We start from the raw sequence: 19,866 nt of genomic DNA, 5'->3' as shown, positions 1-19,866 counted from the left end.
AGATGCTGAAGGATAAACCTTATTCCTTTCATCTAAGACCGCAGCATCCCAAAGGCGGAAAACGTCGGTTGTCCTCCAAGCTCCGAAGCATTCAAGTTACGATTACACTCACTTTTACATCTGTTGCCGTGCTGGTAGCTGTCGTTGTCAGCCTTATGCTGTACAACAAGTTTGCCAAGACCGCAGAAGAGAATGCCAATATGAATATGCAGCAGATCATTGAGCAAGTGAATTACAATCTGGGTCTTTATGTTAAAGGAATGCGCAATATTTTTGAGACAGCGGAGGAGCAGATTACGAATAGCCCTTCCGTGGATTCCGCTTTATTGACGGAAAGAATGGCTATGTTAATGGGGAGCAGAGAGGATCTGGTCTCGGCGGCTGTTTTTACACCACAGGGGAAATATGTCGTGGGTACACCCGGTCAGAAGCTGCGCAGCAACACACAGCTGGAGACTCAGAGCTGGTTTACGACGGCGCAAAGAACATCAGAGCTCTCTTATTCCGCACCTCATATTCAGAATTTGTTCAAAGGTCAATATATCTGGGTCGTGTCTATCAGCAAATTAATTCAATATAAGGAGAACGGAGTCTTAAAAACCGGCATCCTGCTGATGGATTTTAACTTTCGAACCATTGATGAGCTGAGCAAGCAGGTTAAGCTTGGCAAAAGAGGATACGCTTACATCCTCGATCAGCTGGGAAATATTGTGTACCATCCCCAGCAGCAGCTGATTTATGCGGGCTTAAAATATGAGAATGTGGAGCCAGTACTGGAATATGCTTTTCGTAGCTATTTGGATGAGTCTACGGGCGAAAAACGGTTTATCACCGTAAGAACACTGGAACAGACAGGCTGGAAGATCGTGGGTGTGGCTTATTATGATGAGATTGTAACTACCAAACGTGATCTAAACACTTTTTTATCCTGGTTTTTAGCGGTAGTCATTTTATGTGTAATTATTGTATCTGTCTTTTTGTCTGCACGTATTGCCCGCCCTATCCGCAAGCTGGAACGGACGCTTCAGCAGGTGGGCGAAGGGGACCTCAACACCCGAATAGATGTCAGCGGCGCGTATGAGGTGGAACAGCTGTCCAAACGGTTTAACCTTATGCTGCAACGTATCCGCCAACTGATGGATCAGATTATTTATGAACAGGAAACCAAACGTAAAGGTGAGCTTGAAGTGCTGCAATCCCAGATCAATCCGCACTTTCTGTACAATACCTTAAATTCTGTGATCCGGCTCGCTGAACGCGGCAAGACTGAGGAGGTAGTCACGATGATTCAGTCCTTATCGAAGTTCTTCCGGATTAGCCTTAGTAAAGGGAATAATATGATTACCGTGCAGGAAGAGCTTGATCATGTTCGTCATTACCTTGTGATTCAGAGCTTTCGGTTCAAAAATAAGTTCCGCTACGAGATCGAGGCTCAGGATGAAGTGCTGCAGTGTCAGACTATTAAGTTAATTTTACAACCTATTGTGGAGAATGCCCTGTATCACGGGATTGAAATGATGCCTGATGAAGGTTTTATTTCGATCCAAGCGGAGCTGAAGGATGATCTTGTCATCATCCGCATTTGTGATAATGGACTGGGTATGTCAGAGGAGACTATGAAGGTTCTTTTAACTGGCGGCAGTAAGAGTATGCATGGCTCCGGGGTAGGCGTTAGAAATGTTAACGAGCGTATTGAGCTGTATTATGGGCGTGATTATGGTCTTTCTTTTGAAAGTGAAATTGAAGAAGGCACTACGGTTACTCTTATCTTCCCGGCACTCGCAGCAGGCGAGGGCAATCCTGGACATGAGGAGGATGAGACATCGGTATGAAAATCGTTCGTTTTTGGCTAACCCTGCTGGTATGTGTGGTGTTATGGACCACGATCACGTCGTGTTTCAATTCGGCACCTAATTATATCAACACGAACAAAACCCGCAATATTCATCTTATTGTGAAAATGAACAAAGGCGACTATTGGAATACAGTTAGATTGGGTGCAGAAGCCGCGGCACAGGAATTTAATGTGAAACTAACGTTCAAAGCTCCGAATGCGGAGAGTGATATTGCGGAACAGGTGAGAATGGTTGAGGACTCCATTAAAGAAAAAGCGGACGTTATTATTTTAGCTGCCAGCAGCTACATGGGACTTGCACAAGTGGTTGATCGGGCGGCATATTCCAAGATTCCTGTATTGTCTGTGGATGCAGAAGTCGGTTCGGCCAGAGTAAGAGCCTATGTGGGTTCAAACGGCTATGAAGCGGGACAAAAGTCTGCAGAAAGACTCATTCAACTGCTAAATGGATACGGGGAGGTCGGCATCATTAACTTCACAAATTCATCTTTGGGGGCGGAGCAGGAGTCTTCAAACGGCATTGAATATGGTGCAAGAGATGCAGAGGAACGGGAAAAGGGATTTTTAAATTACGCTGCCCGATATCCGAACATACAGGTAGTAGAGATTTCGTATACCACTTCGAGTATTAGTGATGCTGAAGAGCTGACACGGTTAATGCTGCTGAAACATCCAAATCTTCGCGGGATCGCCAGCTTGAATGAGACAGCTTCACAAGGGGCGGCAAAAGCTATCCAGAGCCGAGGGCTGCATAATATTAAAATGGTAGCGTTCGACAGCTCCCCGTCAATGATGGAGTTGCTGCAGGAGGGTACGGTTCAAGCGACCGTAATCCAAAATCCTTTTAGTAACGGGTATTTAGCCGTAAAACATGCCGTTGAGGTAATCGAAGGAATGGATGTTCCTGATCGTGTCGATACGGGCACTAAACTCATTGATTTGGACAATATGCTGTGGCCCGAGAATCAGAAATTGTTATTTCCCTTCGTCAGATAGTGGACGGTTTATTTTTGAAAAGACGAATGCCATCCTTAAAATGGGAGGTATTCGTTTTTTGGGTTCAGTAGAATTTTTATAAAAGTGAGTAGGATTTTATATTCGAAACCGTTTTCACCTAAGGCATAATATGGATGTGCCCGAGAGAATTCAGGGTTAAACCAAAAAAAAGAAGTATAAACAGGAGGTCAATGAATAATGAAAAAAATCACTTCCGTTCTTTTAGCAAGCGCAATACTGGGTGCCGCCCTGGCAGGCTGTGGCAATAGCAACAATAATTCAGACAGTGGTAAAGCTACCAACGCTCCAAAAACTGAAAATGCGGGCTCTTCCACTGAATCGCCAAAAGTAGGGGTAGCCATTTACAAATTTGACGATACCTTCATGACAGGTGTTCGTAACGCAATAGACACCGCTGCCAAAGGCATTGCTACTGTAGATATCGTAGATAGCCAAAATTCTCAACCCACACAAAATGACAAAGTTGACTTGTTCATCACCAAAAAATATAAAGGCATGCTGATCAATCCAGTTGACCGTACTGCGGCTGGCGTTATTATCGAAAAAGCAAAAACGGCAAATATTCCGGTGGTCTTCCTGAACCGCGAGCCGCTGCCAGAAGATATGAAGAAATGGGATAAGGTTTATTATGTAGGTGCTAAAGCGGAAGAATCCGGAACTATGTCCGGTCAACTGATCGTGGACTACTGGAAGGCACATCCTGAAGCGGATAAAAACGGCGACGGCGTCCTCCAATACGTAATGCTGAAAGGTGAACCGGGGCACCAAGACGCTGAACTTCGTACTACGTACTCCATCCAAGCAATTGAAGATGCCGGCATCAAGGTAGAAAAGCTGGCTGAAGATACTGCGATGTGGGACCGCGTAAAAGGGCAAGAAAAAATGGCAGCCTTCCTTGGCTCCCATGGCGACAAAATTGAAGCTGTACTTGCGAACAACGACGATATGGCTCTCGGTGCAATCGAAGCTTTGAAAGCTTCAGGTTACTTCACGGGTGATAAATTTATGCCGGTAGTAGGTGTAGATGCTACTGCTCCTGCGATTCAAGCACTACAAGATGGAACGATGCTTGGTACCGTGCTGAATGATGCGAACAACCAAGGTAAAGCTGCAATCACAGTTGCTGCTCTGCTTGCTAAAGGAGAAACACCTACAAAAGATAACGTAGGCTTTGATATCACAGACAACCAATACGTGTGGATTTCCTATAAAAAGATCACCAAAGACAATATCGATGACGCCAAATAATAACGCTCTAATCTAGATGGAATTCATGATCATATAGCAGCAACGGGGAGCGGATATTCGCTCCTCGGATTTCTTTCAGGCAGGGAACAGGATGAAACCGCTGTGCCTCTCATGAAAAAAGAAAAAAGCGTAGGGGGCGTAACAACATGGAAAAAGCTGAGTTTTTGCTAGAAATGAACGACATTACGAAAGAATTCCCCGGCGTCAAAGCGCTGGATGCAGTTAGTTTAAAGGTCAGACCAGGTTCGGTGCATGCCCTTATGGGCGAGAATGGTGCGGGTAAGTCCACTTTAATGAAATGTCTCTTTGGTATTTATTCACCGGATGCCGGTGAGATTTTTTTGGAGGGTGAAAAGACCTCTATCGGAAGCTCAAATGACGCTTTGAAAAATGGGATCTCAATGATTCACCAAGAGCTGCATCCCGTGCCGTTCCGAAGTGTGATGGAGAATATCTGGTTAGGACGATTCCCAACCAAAGGGGTTGGACCTTTTCAGTTTATTGACCATAAGAAAATGTACACTGACACGGAGAATTTGTTTAAAGATCTGGATATCGATCTGAATCCCGAGACATTAGTGGGTAAATTGTCTGTATCCAAAATCCAATCCATTGAAATTGCGAAGGCTGTCTCTTTTCACTCCCGAGTTATTGTAATGGATGAACCTACTTCCTCCCTGACCAGTGTGGAGGTGGAGCATTTATTTCGGATCATACGGGATCTTAGGAGTAGAGGCGTAGCTATTATTTATATATCCCACAAAATGGAAGAGATTCTCGAGATTTCTGACGAAGTTACCATTATGCGGGACGGTAAAAAAATCGGAACCTGGCCAGCGGCGGAATTGACTACAGACCTTATCATTTCCAAAATGGTCGGCCGCGACTTGACCAATCGATTCCCAGAACGATTTAACGTGCCTGGCGAAGTATATATGAAGGTGGAAGGGTTAACCTCCCCTGAAGAAAGATCGTTTAAAGATGTTTCTTTTGAATTAAGACGAGGTGAGGTTTTAGGGATTGGTGGTCTGGTAGGCGCTCAGAGAACAGAGGTTATTGAAGCATTATTTGGCCTGAGGGCTATTAAATCGGGGACGATTTCTATCGATGGTAAGCGCATTCATATTCAATCTCCCAAAGATGCTAAGAAACACGGAATGGCATTGCTTACGGAGGAACGGCGTGTCACCGGTATTTTTCCAGTCTTGTCTGTTCATGAGAATGGCGCAATCGCTAACCTGCATCGATACCAGAAACTACTACTTCTACTAGATGGAAAAAAGAAAAAAGAAGAAGTCGATAAAATGATTGAAAAATTACGGACCAAAACTCCAACAACCAAAACGCTGATCATGAATCTTTCTGGTGGGAATCAGCAAAAAGTGCTGCTCGCCAGATGGCTTCTAACCGAGCCCGAAATCCTGCTTCTGGACGAGCCGACTCGCGGTATCGACGTAGGAGCTAAATTCGAGATTTATTCGATTATTGCCGACTTGGCACAGCAAGGGAAAAGCATCATTATGATCTCCTCTGAGATGCCGGAACTGCTCGGAATGTCTGATCGTGTAATGGTCATGTCGGAGGGTAGGCTTACCGGAATACTAGAAGGCGATCAAGCTACGGAAACCGAAGTTATGCGGCTCGCTGCACAGCATTAGGATAGGATTTCAATGATAGTTTTGCTGGGCGAAACTAGATTTGGTTTACGAAGAGAAGTACTCTTCGCGTAACTTTAAGGAGGAACACTACTAATGAACGCTAAAAGAGCCCAATCTTTTATTACTCAAAATGCCATTTATATTGTCTTGGTAATTCTAATTATGGGTATTGCCTTATATGAGCCGGCCTTTATTTCTGTAAATACTTTACGGGACATTCTAATTCAGTCGTCAACACGGATTATCATCGCGCTTGGTGTTGCCTTCATCCTTATCACAGCTGGGACGGACTTGTCTGCTGGACGTGTGGTTGGTTTCACGGCGGTAATTTCTGCTTCGATGCTGCAAATTCCGGATTATTCCCGGCGGTTTTTTCCTGATCTGCCACAGGTGCAAGTGTGGCTTCCGATCCTTATAGCTATCATCGCTGGTCTTCTCTGCGGATTCGTCAATGGTATTGTCGTCTCCAAGCTGAACGTCCCGCCGTTTATCGCAACACTGGGTACGATGGTTATCGTCTACGGCTTGAATTCCTTGTACTTTGACATGGATCCCAACCAATCACAGCCGATAGGCGGTCTGCGTCCAGATTTCACTACAATCGGTTCCGGGTTTATCGGCAAGGGGCAATATTCAATCCCGTATATCGTGCTGATAGCCTTGGGTGTCGCCGCCATCGTATGGGTGGTGTTCAATAAAACCAAGCTGGGCAAGAACATGTACGCTATCGGCGGTAACATGCAGGCAGCTAAGGTATCTGGCATCGATGTTTCCAAGAACTTGATCTACATCTATGCCATTGCTGGTGCCCTTTATGGTCTGGCGGGTGTACTGGAGGCTGCCAGAACAGGTGGCGCAACCAATAACTATGGTAACATGTATGAGCTTGATGCGATTGCTGCTTGCGTCGTAGGCGGGGTGTCCACAACCGGTGGTATCGGAACAGTGCCAGGTGTTCTGGTCGGTGTTATTATCTTTACCTTAATCAACTATGGCCTGACCTTCATCGGCATCAGCCCTTACTATCAGTTGATTATCAAAGGTTTAATCATCATCGCCGCGGTCGCGTTTGATATGCGGAAGTATTCTTCGAAGAAGTAGTTGTGTGGGGGATGTGTGGTGATTATAGCGTTTGCTATTTATGGCAAACGCTTTTTGGTTTGTCCATTTCGCTTGCTGATACTAAGCAATTTATAAGAAACAGTTTATAAGAAACAGTTTATAATATGCAATTCATATGAACCAATTTAAAGTACAAATTCACAAGTGCCAATTCATAAGTACCATTCATAAGATGCAATTTAAAAGTACCAATTCACAAGTACCAATTCACAAGTATTTAACGTCGCCCCCTTGCTCCTCGCATAGAAAAACTACGCACGAGCACGAAAATTACCCACAAAAACTAGTTTAATTAGTTAGGGGTTAAACCACTTCCGCTCCCACTAGTACCATTGGGACCAGCAGCAAGTACAGTAATAATATCAACTACACCAATAAATCAACTACACCAATAATGCCACTATCCAGCACTGCTAACTACAGCGCTGCTAACTAAAGCACCACTAACTACAGTACTACCAACTACTCAACACCAAAACTACCCACTAAAATGCCACCACGACCAAATAGCGTCAACAACACTAACACACAGATCACCAATGGCTATTACCAACATGAAACAAACACACCACTAAAAATACCCGCCAAAATGCCACCATGACTAAACAGCTCCAGCAACTCTAACATCAACATCAACATCAACATCAACATCAACATCAATATCAACATCAACATCAACATCAACATTACTTACCACCACCAACTTCAATCAACATTGCCACCCCTGCTCCATCAAATCTAATATTGCACCAATTGGATTTACTCCACCCGATAGTTGTACCATCACCGCCACGGAACATCTACAGCATCATTACCAACACCATTACCAACACCAATTAATATCTTCAACACAAACACGGCTAGCACAATCCACTCAACATTGTCAGCATGAACACGGCAATCACCGCCACAAATCAATACCAGCAGCAATAACACGACCATCGCTATCAGGAGAACCACGAAAACACATCATATTCATCATAGCTCACCAACAATATCAACAAACTAATATTAGTAACAGAACAGAAGCACCATGAGGTGAAAGAACGGTATAAATCCCGCAGAATTGGCTGTAACGAGCTATATGAGGTGAAAGAACGGTATAAATCCCGCAGAATTGGCTGTAACGAGCTATATGTGGTGAAAGAACGGTATAAATCCCGCAGAATTGGCTGTAACGAGCAACGTGGGGCGAAAGAACGGTATAAATCCCGAAGAACTAGCCGAACCGAGCAACCGTGGGGGAAAGAGAGTCATTAGTGCCTTAGAATACTGCGAAAAGAGCAACCGTGGGAGAAAGAGGGGCAAAAATGCCCTAGAATACGCCGAAACGAGCGAAGGTGGAGGAAAGAGAGGCAAAAATGCCTTAGAATTCGCCGAAACGAGCGACGAAGGAGGAAGAGAGGCATTAATGCCCTAAAGTACGCCGAAACGAGCGAAGGTGGAGGAAAGAGAGGCAAAAATGCCCTAGAATACGCCGAAACGAGCGACGGAGGAGGAAAGAGAGGCAAAAATGCCCTAGAAAATGCCGAAACGAGCGAAGGAGGAGGAAAGAGAGGCAAAAATGCCTTAGAATACGCCGAAACGAGCGACGAAGGAGGAAAGAGAGGCAAAAATGCCTTAGAATACGCCGAAACGAGCGACGAAGGAGGAAAGAGAGGCATTAATGCCCTAAAGTACGCCGAAACGAGCAACTGTGGAGGAAACACGGTATTTTTATCCTGGAATACGCCTCCCCCCAACCCCAAAGATCAAAAAGCACATAAACTAACGTTCTCCCATATTCTATAGGCAAATGCCTTTGTTAAAGGGGAGCGACTGGATGTTAAGGATTAGGTTGAATGAGCTGGGGAAAGGGAATGACAATGGTTTGATACAGGCGGATGTATGGAAATGGGATGGCATTGGCTGGAACGAATATATTACTCAGCAGGATGAGGATTTCATACGCACGGAAGAGGAGTTATTCGTCACGATTCCGGCAGAAGCGGGATTATATCGTGTAGATTACTCTAATAAGCCTTTTGAGGCGCCATACTTATTGCCGGAGTGGGTGGGGGACGATCTGCGGACCACGGGTCTGCATCCCGCGCCGTTTAATCTCAAAGAGGGCACACTTTGGGGATATATTAATGACGAAGGCCGTGTTCAGATTGAACCCCGGTACGAATATGCTGAGGATTTTCAGAAGAACGGTCTTGCTGTAGTTCAGCGAAAAAATAGCAGCGGGCTCATTGACAGCACTGGAAGAGAACGAGTGAAGCCGATCTATTCTTTTATTGCGCCTTTTTCGGAAGAGCGCGCGGTCGTGTCGGATGCCAAAGGGTACACTTTTATTGATGAAAAAGGTAAAGAAGTAACGTCCGCCCGGTATGATTATTTGAACTCATTACATGAGGGGCGTGCACTTTTTTCAAAACAAAATACAACCGGTGGCCAATCGCTATATGGATATGTGGACGCGCAAGGCAAAGAGGTGCTGCCTGCGATTTATGTAGATGCCAATGATTTTATGAACGGGGTGGCTTTGGTTAAAATCAAAGAAGGAGAGTATGCGCTCATCGATCCCGATGGGAATATTCTGCATACTTATAACCATCCTTTCGTAGGAAGTCCGGGAGAAGGTTTGCTAGCCTATCAAGCGACTGAAAACGGTAAATATGGCTATTTAAATACGGATGGTTCTGTAGCCATTCAACCGCAATTCACCTCTGCTTTACCTTTTTCAGAGGGACGTGCGGTGGTGAATACCGCTGAGGATTATGGCAACGCCTACGGGCTGATTGATAAACATGGGAAAATGATCATCCCGGCAAAATATTATGAAGTATTGCAGCTAGGTGAAGGCAGAGTAGCCATAGGAACGCCTGTATTCCCCAGCCAGCCTTATCGCGGATCACGTTATGTAATTGCAGATGCGGAAACGGGAGCGGTCCTGAGCAATCACACCCTGCTAGGCGTGAACAATTACCAGGAGGGATTGGCTTCTGTATTTGATGCAAAAGATACCTATTTTATCGATAGAAGTGGAAAAAAGGCAGCCCAGCCTCCAGTTATTCCAGGTGCAGGAACACTCACCCTTAGCGGACGTTTGATAAGAGCAGATGTAGATCAACGCACATCTTATTATGATCGGCAGGGAAAGCAGGTTTGGCGCCAAAATGGAGTCATTCCGCTGAGACCTCCCTATTCCGTAGTGGAGAAGAAATATAAACCGAACAGGGATTATCTGGTGTATTATCCGGTCGTTGAAGGGATTGCCAGTGCGGAAGTTTCGCGAGAGGTTAACGATAAGCTGCGCAAGCTATCCCTCGCTGAAGACGTTGGGAGTGGAGGGGTTTCCCAGGACTTTAGTTATAATGGTGATTTTTCAGTCTCTTTCTTCCGTAAAAACCTGCTGGTGCTGGAGCTGACCGGATATCGTTTTCCTTTTGGAGCAGCTCATGGAATGCCTACCAAAATCTATCCGCATATTAATTTGCGCAGCGGCAGGTTCTATAGGCTGGGGGATTTGTTCAAGCCGGGCAGCAGATATGTGGAGAAGCTCAGTAAAATTGTTGGTAAACAGATTGAGAACGATCCACAATATTCATATGTTTTTCCGGATACGTATAAAGGAATTACCTCGGATCAGCCCTTTTTTGTGGATAATGAAGCGTTGTATCTGTATTTCGCACCTTATGAGATTGCTCCGTATTCTGCAGGTTTTCCAACCTTCCGGATTCCTTATGCGGAGATCATGGGATTGATCTCTACGGAGGGCGAGTTCTGGCAGTCGTTTCATTAATCGCCAGGTATCCATAGGTTTGCTGAAGTTGCCGTCCTTTCGGGGAGGGCGACTTTTTTATGCTTTTTTTCGCGAATAACTGGTGAAATGGTATTTTTAGGCAGGAAAATAGCGAAAGAAAGCGAATGTATCTAGGAATCGGAAATCTTACAGTCAAGACTATTATATGTAAAAAATTAGAAGCGCACATTTGAGAGATTTATGCTACAATAACTGAGGAACAAATTACAACTTTGTAACATTTGTAGATGGTCACTCTAGGCAGAAGCATATATTACACGCAAGAAAAAAGGAGATGGCAGATTGAAGAACAAGACATTAAAAGCAATCATCGGTGGTAGCGTGGCAGCTGTTATGACACTTAGTATTTCTCTTCCATTGGAAGCAAATGCGGCATCGAATGAATCGACAGTAACAATAAAAGGCACAAGTTATGAGCAAATATTACAATATTTTAAACAAGCTAATCTTGAGGGATTCCCTTTTTCGAATAGCACAATCGTGGTGACTAAGCCGCAAACTGGAACAGTACCAAACAAAGACAACACGACCACAACTACAACTACAAAACCGGTTACAAAGCCAGCAGACACAACTACTGTAACTAAGCCGACAGATAATACAACTACAACAGGTGCTGTGAGCAATAAAGGAACCTATGTTCAGCAAATCGTAACGCTGGTAAACAAAGAACGTGCAGCAGCTGGTTTGTCACCTGTAGCTGGATTGGACAGCCTGCACAAAGTTGCCGCTACAAAAGCTACGGATATGCGTTCGAATAACTATTTTTCACATACTTCACCTACGTATGGTTCACCTTTTGATATGATGAAATCCTTTGGCATCACTTATAAAGCCGCAGGCGAGAACATCGCAATGGGACAAAAAACACCAGAAGAAGTAATGAAGGCATGGATGAATAGTCCAGGTCACCGCGCTAACATTTTGAATACTAACTTCAATTATATCGGTGTAGGTTATGATAATAATTACTGGGTTCAAGAGTTTATTGGTAAATAATACGAGTAGATGCTTCAGGAAGAAATCGTTCTCCGATGTAAGTTGGGGAGCGGTTTTTTTGTGTGGTGAAGATTAAAAATGCAACAAAAAAAGAAGCAAGGAACTTGTCCTTACTTCTCCTGTCTAGCTCTATGGGTTATGCAGGGGTCGAACCTGCGACCTGCCGATTAAGAGTCGGCTGCTCTACCAGCTAAGCTAATAACCCGTAATGTCTAAAGAGTCAACGGTGAATATTATATAATGGCATTAATTAAAAAGCCAGTATTTTTTTATTTTCAAAAAAGTCCACACTCGTTACTCGGCAAAAACACTGTAACAGCGGGATTTTTTTCACTGCTAGACATTTGCAAAACTTGCATGGAAGAATTATGTTTATGTAACATAGTTAAGATCTTTGTAAATTGTGGAACAATACATAATAGAACGGCATACGGAGGGATAGCTTTGAAGGATTCGAAATGGACATGGCGCAGCGTCAGCTTGATTTCCATAGTAACAACTATAGTTTTGCTGGTTGGTTTAGTTTATGCGGTTAAAGATATTATCTATCCGGTCGGAGAGGTTACCGAGAGCAGCTTGCCTCAGCAAACAGTCGCACCGGTGACGGAGACTGTCACGCTCCTCAAAATTGTTGCGCTCGGGGATTCGCTTACCAAGGGAACTGGCGATAACACCGGAGAAGGGTTTGTTAAGCGTACGGTTACTGGTTTATCTGCAAAAGGTGTCACCGTAGACTTTTTAGGCAATATGGGGATTAACGGGTTGACTACTGCGGGGCTGTTAAGCAAACTGAACGAAGATGGTGTGGAGTATGCCTTGCGCATGTCGAATGTTGTTTTGCTTTCCGTCGGAGGAAATGATCTGTTTAAGGATTCGGATATTCTTGAGAATAATGGGGCGCAACAGGGCAACACAACTTCATCAACCTCAGGGCAGGAGCTGACTCCAGAGTCTTTATTAGCCGCTCTGCCAGAAGCAGCAGCTAGACTGGAGAAGATTCTCGATAAAATCTCACAGATCAATCCGAATGCGCAAGTTTACTATATGGGACTGTATAATCCCTTTGGCGATATTCCAGAATTACTGGCACCAGGCAATCAAGCGGTAACGAAGTGGAATAATACGGCAATGGATATTATTAATAAGCATAGCAACATGACCTTGGTTCCTACGTTTGACTTGTTTAACAGACATTTGGACAAGTATCTATCCACCGATCATTTTCATCCTAATGGTGATGGCTATCAGCGAATCGGAGAACGGTTCATACAGGCTGTGCAGTAGTATATAGGTGAGTGTTAAATTTTGCAGTAAGATCATGTAGGTAAATGCCCTTTGAGCAAGTACAAACCGAGAAAATGACAGTCACAAGGAGCTAAATTAAATATGACAAAAACGAATAGTGAAGACTCCGGCACAGTCGTCTTGTCTGTAGACGGGGTACGTAAAAAAATAGGACGAAAATGGATTATAGATGATGTCACTTTCGATGTGAGAGAAGGGGAAATCTTCGGCTTTCTCGGGCCTAATGGCGCTGGGAAGACGACTACGATCCGCATGCTTGTGGATTTGATTCGACCTACTGAGGGCAAGATTACAGTATGTGGGTACAATGTGAACCGAAATCCGGAAAAAGCATTGCAATATGTAGGCTCTATCGTTGAGAATCCTGAGGTGTATACCTATTTGACCGGATGGGAGAATTTGCAGCATTTTGCCCGGATGCAGCCTGGCGTAGACAATGAACGTATTAGCGAAGTGGTAGATATTGTTCGATTAGATCAGCGGATACATGATAAGGTAAGTACATACTCGCTTGGGATGAGACAACGATTAGGCATTGCGCAGGCGCTGTTGGGACGTCCACGGCTGCTTATTTTGGACGAGCCGACGAATGGACTTGACCCTAAAGGCATTAAAGAGCTGCGGGAATTCATTCGCAAGCTGGCGGATGAAGGGCTGGCGGTGTTCGTATCGAGCCATCTGCTTAGTGAAATTCAGCTTCTTTGCGACCGTGTAGCGATTATTAGTAAAGGGCGTGTATTGGCAGTAGGTGCGGTAGATGAGCTGATCGCTCGTAATTCGCCGTATGTACTTTGGGAGCTGGAGCCTTTTGCTGAGGCCCGGGAAATGCTGGCTGATCGTTCAGATGTTCAAATTCAGAAACTGGAAGACGTCACTTTGGATGACTCAATTATTGCCGGGATGGGCTCCAATTCTTTAATAACGATCATGGATCAGGATCTGATCCCCGAGATTGTGGCCGTAATGGTTACTGCTGAAATCGAGGTGAGGGCTGTGCATAAAATTAATCCGACACTGGAACAGCTATTCTTGAAACTAACGGAGGGTGAGAATGTTGAGTAACTTGCTTCCGCTAATCCGTAATGAGTGCTTGAAGATTATAAAAAAGAAACGGTTTTATGTTATACTGCTGATTCTGATTGTACTGGTGCCTATGTTCACCTATGCACAGATGCGTTCAGCCGAACGGAGCCGGGAGAAATTTAATTCCGATTGGCGGCTTGAGATCCAGCAGCAGATTATCGATAATCAAAATTCACTGGGCAGTGACCGGATTCCAGAGGAATGGAAGACTTATCGGCGAATATTTGTACAACAGCTTCAGTATTATCTTCACCATGACGTTAATCCGAATGAACCTAGCGGGGTTACCTTTACCCGAGAATTTATGGATAATTCGGTTACATTATTTATTCCGTTGCTCATTATGGCGGTGGCCTCAGATTTGGTCTCGGCCGAAAGGACAACCGGAACTATCAAAATGCTGTTGACTAGGCCAGTCAAGCGGTGGAAGGTGCTTTTTAGCAAAATGACAGCACTGTTAATGTTTGTCTCGCTTATCGTACTTTCCACATTTGCAATCAGTTACTTTATCTCTGGTCTCGCCTTTGGTTTTAAAGGTTTTAACATTCCTGTTTTTACAGGCTTTAAAATCAGTGGTGATTCGCTAGATATGTCTACTGTACATGCAGTGCCCCAGTGGAAATATATGCTTATGCAAGGTGGTTTGATTTGGTTCGTCAGCGTAGTGGTTGCACTGCTCGCGTTCATGATCTCGGTGCTTGTTCGCAGTACTGCGGCGAGTATAGTAGTTATGATGGCAGCGCTGATTGCAGGTAGTATACTGACCAATATGGCCTCTGCCTGGACAACAGCGAAATATTTATTTATGGTAAATCTTGGACTGACCAGCTATTTGTCTGGTACTCCCGCCCCCATTGAAGGGATGTCCTTGTCATTTTCCATGGCTGTGCTGGCTGTATGGGGGGCCGCTTCGGTGATCATTTCATTCGCCGTCTTTACGAAAAGGGATATTTTGAATTAGAATGAACAAAGTAACCAAAACGTTTGTTTGCATTTCTTAGAAATATAGGAGAGTATAATTTCACGTTATATTCTATCCTCAGGTTTTTGGCAGTAACGGATACCGTTCTTAACAAAAAGGACGGCCAAGCCGTTTCTTCTTAGTATAGAGAAAAGAAGGAGGAGCATGAATGCTCGAACAGATCGATATGTTTGCTGAAGTTTCTAATAACGGCGAGAATGGCCGTACTGGATACGATGCTGACGACATTCAAGTGCTCGAGGGTCTGGTTGCAGTACGCAAACGACCTGGCATGTATATCGGCAGTACGAGTTCTTCAGGACTACATCATTTAGTATGGGAAATCGTAGATAATGCCGTAGATGAGCATTTAGCCAAGTATTGTACAAAGATTGACATACTGCTTCGCAAGGATGGCTCGGTAACCGTTAGCGATAATGGACGGGGGATCCCAACTGGAATGCATAAGACAGGGGTACCTACCCCGCAAGTTGTATTTACAATTTTGCATGCGGGCGGTAAGTTCGGTGGATCTGGTTATAAAAAATCAGGCGGTTTGCATGGCGTAGGGGCTTCTGTCACAAACGCTTTGTCTGAATGGCTCGAAGTCGAAATTTATCGTGAGGGCAAAATCCATCGGCAGCGGTTTGAGTACTGGGTGGACAAGAAGGGCAAAGAGCATGTTGGCGAACCTGTAACTGGTCTTGAAGTTCTGGGTAACACCAATAAAACGGGTTCGAAAATTACTTTCAAGCCAGATATTCGTGTCTTCCCAAATGGAATTGCTCTGAATTATGACACGCTGGCAGAGCGGGTTCAGGAGATTGCTTTTCTGAATTCCGGTCTGCGTATTACACTGCAAGATGAGCGGAGCAACCGTCAGGATGAGTTCTTTTATGAAGGCGGAGCCAGTCAATTTGTGCAGTTCCTCAACGAAGGTAAGGATGTACTCCATGATGTTATTCATTTCAGTGCAGAAAAGGATGATATCGAGGTAGAAGTAGCTCTGCAATACAACGGAGGCTATACAGAAACCTTGGCTTCCTTCGTAAACTCCATTCCAACTCGCAGCGGGGGCACACATGAGACCGGCTTTAAAACTGCGTACACTCGTGTATTAAATGAATATGCCCGCCGCACGCAATTGCTTAAAGAAAAAGATAAAAACCTGGAAGGTAATGATCTGCGGGAAGGCATGATGGCTGTCATCAGTGTAAAAATGTCCGAGGTTGAATTTGTTGGACAGACTAAGGATCAGCTTGGCAGTGCTTCCGCCCGTAGTGCAGTAGATTATATCGTTTCTGAAAATATGGCGCGTTTCTTGGAAGAGAACCCACAAGTTGCGCAGAGCCTGCTGAAGAAATCGATTCAAGCGTCGAAAGCCCGGGAAGCGGCACGTAAAGCCCGCGATGAGATCCGCACAGGTAAGAAACGCAGTGAAAGCTCGAATCTTGGCGGTAAGCTGTCTCCTGCACAATCAAAGGACGTTACACGTACGGAGCTGTTCATCGTGGAAGGTGATTCCGCCGGTGGTTCGGCTAAGCAAGGCCGTGACTCTAAGATTCAAGCGATATTGCCGCTAAAAGGTAAACCGATGAATCCGGAGAAAGCTAAGCTGCTGGACATCCTGAAGAACGACGAGTATAAAGCAATTATATCTACAATAGGTGCTGGAATTGGTCCGGATTTCACTGTCGAAGACAGCAATTATTCCAAAATTATCATTATGACCGATGCCGATACCGATGGAGCGCACATTCAGGTGCTGCTGCTGACATTTTTCTATCGTTATATGAAGCCTTTATTAGATGCAGGCAAGGTCTTTATTGCTCAGCCTCCACTTTATAAGTTGACCCGCAAAACGGGTAAGCTGGAGACCGTAAGGTATGCATGGAGTGATGAAGAGCTGCAAAATTACTTAAAGGAATTCGGCAAAAACTTCGAGCTTCAGCGTTATAAAGGATTGGGTGAGATGAACCCCGATCAGCTGTGGGAGACGACGATGAATCCAGAGTCGCGTACGCTGCTTCAGGTACAGATTGAGGATGCTGCTAAGGCGGAGCGCCGTGTTTCAACACTTATGGGTGACAAAGTCGATCCACGTAAACGCTGGATTGTTGAAAATGTCGATTTCACCGAAATTGTAGAGTAATGTCAGTGCTGCAAGTGACGATAATCCCGATTTTCTAAGAGCTTGGTGATTTATGGGACCTAGGGGGATTTTGGAACTGTAGGAGCGATAGTGCCCGGAATTCCAAAAATCCCTGAAGTACCTGAGGATCACTACACTATTTTAAAACGGGCAGTTTGAGGAACAGAAGGTGAGCAAAGTGAGTAGTTTATCAGAACAATTTTTGCCGGCATTTCTGGAAGAGGTCGTCGGTGACCGCTTTGGTCGGTATTCCAAATATATTATTCAGGACCGGGCAATCCCCGATGTCCGTGATGGACTTAAACCCGTGCAGCGCCGGATTCTTTATGCGATGTACGACTCCGGCAACACTCCTGACAAGCCATACCGCAAGTCAGCCAAAACTGTCGGAGATGTAATGGGTAATTACCATCCACATGGTGACTCCTCTATTTACGATGGTATGGTACGTATGGCACAGCCTTGGAAGATGGGGCATGTGCTAGTTGACGGTCACGGCAACTGGGGCTCCATGGATGATGACCCAGCAGCGGCAATGCGTTATACAGAAGCACGGCTGTCTCCCATTGCAATGGAGATGATGCGTGATATCGAGAAGCGGACGGTCTTGTTTAAAGATAACTTTGACAATACCGCCAAAGAGCCTGTTGTGGTTCCTTCCCGTTATCCGAATCTGCTCGTAAATGGCACGAGTGGGATTTCTGCTGGTTTTGCCACTGAAATTCCGCCACATAATCTGCGTGAAGTAATTGACGCCTGTATCGCAGTGATGCAGAAACCAAATATTGAGCTGGAAGAAATTATGACCTTCATGAAAGGTCCGGATTTCCCTACAGGCGGCACGATCATGGGCGGAGACGGCATCATGGATGCTTACCGCACTGGTAAAGGCCGTATTTACCTGCGCTCCAAGACGGAGATTGAGAATATGCGGGGCGGCAAGCAGCAAATCTTGATCACAGAAGTACCATTCCAGATTGTAAAATCACGGCTGGTTACTTCCATGGAGAATATTCGTCTGGAGAAAAAGATCGATGGCATTGCCGAGGTTCGTGATGAGAGCGGCCGTGAGGGACTGCGGATTGTAGTCGAACTCAAAAAAGAGGCGGATGCTCAAGGCGTGTTGGCGTATCTGCTCAAAAAAACCGATCTTCAAATCACCTATAACTTCAATATGGTTGCTATTGTTAACAAAGCACCTCAGCAGCTTGGTCTAAAAGCCATCCTGGAAGCTTATATCGCGCATCAGCGTGAAGTTGTGACTCATCGCACCCAGTTCGATCTGGAACGCGCTGAAGACCGTGCTCATGTCTTAGAGGGTTTAGTTAAAGCACTGAACATCCTGGATGAGGTCATCGCTGCGATCAAAGCGTCGAAAAACCGTCAGGATGCTCAGAACAATCTCGTATGGATGTTCGGCTTCAGTGAACGCCAAGCCGATTCGATCCTTACTTTGCAATTGTATCGTCTGACCAATCTGGAGATCACTTCACTCCAGAAAGAGTTAGATGAAATGATGGCAAAGATTACACATCTGCGCGGCATTTTGGAAAGCGACAAAAAGCTAGTTGCTGTGATCCGTAAGGAACTGCTGGAGATTCGCGACAAATACGGCATTGATCGCCGTTCTCTGATTCAAGGCGAAGTCGAGGAGCTCAAGGTTAGCCTTGAAGCGCTGGTCAACGCGGAGGATGTGCTCGTTGCTCTTTCAGCAGATGGTTATATTAAGCGGACTAGTATGCTTTCCTTCACCCGTTCTGGTGGGGAGCGTCATACCTCAGGAGTCAAAGAAGGCGACCATATCGTCAGGCTGCTGGATGTAAATACCCGTGACAGTCTGCTGGTATTTACCCGCAAGGGGCAATACTTCTTGCTTCCTGTGCACCAGATTCCGGAGTTTAAATGGAAAGAGCCTGGTACAGCGATTGTGAATGTTATTGGATTGTCTAAAGGGGATGGAATCGTTAGTGTGATTCCGGTTAATAATCTAGATGATCCGCAGCAGAGCCTTGTGTTTGTCACCCGTCGGGGTCAGGTGAAGCGTACAGAGCTCAAGGAATACTCTACAAGCCGTTCTGGAGCTGTAGCGGCCTGTAAGGTAGCCGAGGGTGATGAGATCATTACAGTGGCTTCTAGTACGAATGCCAAGGACATTGTGCTGGTCACCCGTGAGGGAATGAGTATCCGATTCCATGAGAATGAGGTTAACCCTATGGGGCGCGTTGCCTCCGGTGTAAGAGGAATTCAGCTGCGCGAGGGCGACGAAGTGATTTCCTGCTTCTGGGTCAGCGAAGATGAAGGCGAAATCCTTGCCATTTCTGATATTGGTTATGCGAAACGTTCATTACTTGTGGATTATCCATCACAAAGCCGTGGTGGCAAAGGAATGCCTACCTTCGAATTCAAGGAAGGCAAACGAATTCGTCCAAATGGCAGCAGGTTAGCAGGGGCTTTCTATTGCAAGGAGCCGTTGGAACTGAACGCTGTTACCCGTGAGAATGCCCACCATACGTTCTCCTCTGAATCAGCGCCGCTGGGCGAGCGTCGTTCTACAGGCAAACAAATTGTTGCTGTGGAGAAAAAGGATGAGATCATAAATCTTTTCCCATCAGTTCATTAAAACTAGCGATTAACAAGTGAATTTATAACGGCGTTTAG

Annotated in this window: 14 protein-coding genes and 1 tRNA gene; 13 read left to right on the top strand and 2 right to left on the bottom strand. The window is 45.2% G+C overall.

The genetic code is table 11. The features are described from left to right. The first annotated feature begins 2 nt into the window (after positions 1 to 2). From MKZ09_RS22935 to mglC, 5 genes are all read left to right on the top strand, one after another. The gene (locus tag MKZ09_RS22935; protein WP_081394253.1) at positions 3 to 1,832 is read left to right on the top strand and encodes a sensor histidine kinase; all 1,830 of its coding nucleotides are present in this window, start codon (positions 3 to 5) and stop codon (positions 1,830 to 1,832) included. Next, positions 1,829 to 2,851 carry a substrate-binding domain-containing protein gene (locus tag MKZ09_RS22930; RefSeq protein WP_076134650.1) on the top strand — a complete coding sequence of 341 codons (1,023 nt, stop codon included), beginning with the start codon at positions 1,829 to 1,831 and terminating at the stop codon, positions 2,849 to 2,851. The genes MKZ09_RS22935 and MKZ09_RS22930 overlap by 4 nt, the downstream gene beginning before the upstream one ends. Positions 2,852 to 3,049: 198 nt before the next feature. Continuing rightward, the gene (locus MKZ09_RS22925) at positions 3,050 to 4,120 is read left to right on the top strand and encodes a galactose ABC transporter substrate-binding protein (RefSeq protein ID WP_143767322.1); all 1,071 of its coding nucleotides are present in this window, start codon (positions 3,050 to 3,052) and stop codon (positions 4,118 to 4,120) included. A gap of 146 nt (positions 4,121 to 4,266) precedes the next feature. Further along, positions 4,267 to 5,778 carry a sugar ABC transporter ATP-binding protein gene (locus tag MKZ09_RS22920; protein WP_076204356.1) on the top strand — a complete coding sequence of 504 codons (1,512 nt, stop codon included), beginning with the start codon at positions 4,267 to 4,269 and terminating at the stop codon, positions 5,776 to 5,778. Between the two features lie 93 nt (positions 5,779 to 5,871). Continuing rightward, positions 5,872 to 6,879 (top strand): galactose/methyl galactoside ABC transporter permease MglC, encoded by a 1,008-nt coding sequence (gene mglC, locus MKZ09_RS22915; RefSeq protein ID WP_076204359.1) that lies wholly within the window; start codon positions 5,872 to 5,874, stop codon positions 6,877 to 6,879. 804 nt (positions 6,880 to 7,683) lie between these two features. Here mglC and MKZ09_RS22910 read toward each other — a convergent pair. Continuing rightward, positions 7,684 to 7,860, bottom strand: a complete 177-nt coding sequence (locus tag MKZ09_RS22910; RefSeq protein ID WP_179089550.1) for a hypothetical protein — start codon at positions 7,858 to 7,860, stop codon at positions 7,684 to 7,686. 78 nt (positions 7,861 to 7,938) lie between these two features. On the opposite strand from MKZ09_RS22910, the gene MKZ09_RS22905 reads away from it, so the two are divergent. From MKZ09_RS22905 to MKZ09_RS22895, 3 genes are all read left to right on the top strand, one after another. Further along, the gene (locus tag MKZ09_RS22905) at positions 7,939 to 8,160 is read left to right on the top strand and encodes a hypothetical protein (protein ID WP_143767323.1); all 222 of its coding nucleotides are present in this window, start codon (positions 7,939 to 7,941) and stop codon (positions 8,158 to 8,160) included. Positions 8,161 to 8,722: 562 nt separating this feature from the next. Then, entirely contained in the window at positions 8,723 to 10,687 is a 1,965-nt protein-coding gene (locus MKZ09_RS22900) for a WG repeat-containing protein (protein WP_076204365.1), read from the top strand. Positions 10,688 to 10,990: 303 nt separating this feature from the next. Beyond that, positions 10,991 to 11,707 (top strand): CAP domain-containing protein, encoded by a 717-nt coding sequence (locus tag MKZ09_RS22895; protein ID WP_076204368.1) that lies wholly within the window; start codon positions 10,991 to 10,993, stop codon positions 11,705 to 11,707. 132 nt (positions 11,708 to 11,839) lie between these two features. Here the strand turns inward: MKZ09_RS22895 and MKZ09_RS22890 are convergent. Then, positions 11,840 to 11,912 (bottom strand) — tRNA-Lys (locus MKZ09_RS22890). Between the two features lie 239 nt (positions 11,913 to 12,151). Between MKZ09_RS22890 and MKZ09_RS22885 the strand changes: the two genes are divergently transcribed. From MKZ09_RS22885 to gyrA, 5 genes are all read left to right on the top strand, one after another. Beyond that, positions 12,152 to 12,991: a GDSL-type esterase/lipase family protein gene (locus tag MKZ09_RS22885; RefSeq protein WP_076204372.1), complete on the top strand. Its 840-nt coding sequence runs from the start codon at positions 12,152 to 12,154 to the stop codon at positions 12,989 to 12,991. A 102-nt stretch (positions 12,992 to 13,093) separates the two neighbouring features. Further along, the gene (locus tag MKZ09_RS22880) at positions 13,094 to 14,074 is read left to right on the top strand and encodes an ABC transporter ATP-binding protein (RefSeq protein WP_076134645.1); all 981 of its coding nucleotides are present in this window, start codon (positions 13,094 to 13,096) and stop codon (positions 14,072 to 14,074) included. Next, complete coding sequence (locus MKZ09_RS22875) at positions 14,067 to 15,056, top strand: ABC transporter permease (protein WP_036685819.1); 990 nt, start codon at positions 14,067 to 14,069, stop codon at positions 15,054 to 15,056. The genes MKZ09_RS22880 and MKZ09_RS22875 overlap by 8 nt, the downstream gene beginning before the upstream one ends. 169 nt (positions 15,057 to 15,225) lie before the next feature. Continuing rightward, positions 15,226 to 17,208 carry a DNA topoisomerase IV subunit B gene (gene parE / locus MKZ09_RS22870; protein ID WP_076127597.1) on the top strand — a complete coding sequence of 661 codons (1,983 nt, stop codon included), beginning with the start codon at positions 15,226 to 15,228 and terminating at the stop codon, positions 17,206 to 17,208. Positions 17,209 to 17,386: 178 nt separating this feature from the next. Next, entirely contained in the window at positions 17,387 to 19,828 is a 2,442-nt protein-coding gene (gyrA, locus tag MKZ09_RS22865; RefSeq protein WP_076204376.1) for a DNA gyrase subunit A, read from the top strand. Positions 19,829 to 19,866: the final 38 nt, after the last annotated feature.

Origin of the sequence: Paenibacillus sp. FSL R5-0908, from assembly GCF_038006245.1 — a bacterium.
Taxonomy (GTDB): domain Bacteria; phylum Bacillota; class Bacilli; order Paenibacillales; family Paenibacillaceae; genus Paenibacillus_AQ; species Paenibacillus_AQ odorifer.
Note: the sequence above shows the minus strand (reverse complement) of the source record. Positions and strands in the feature narration are given on the sequence as shown.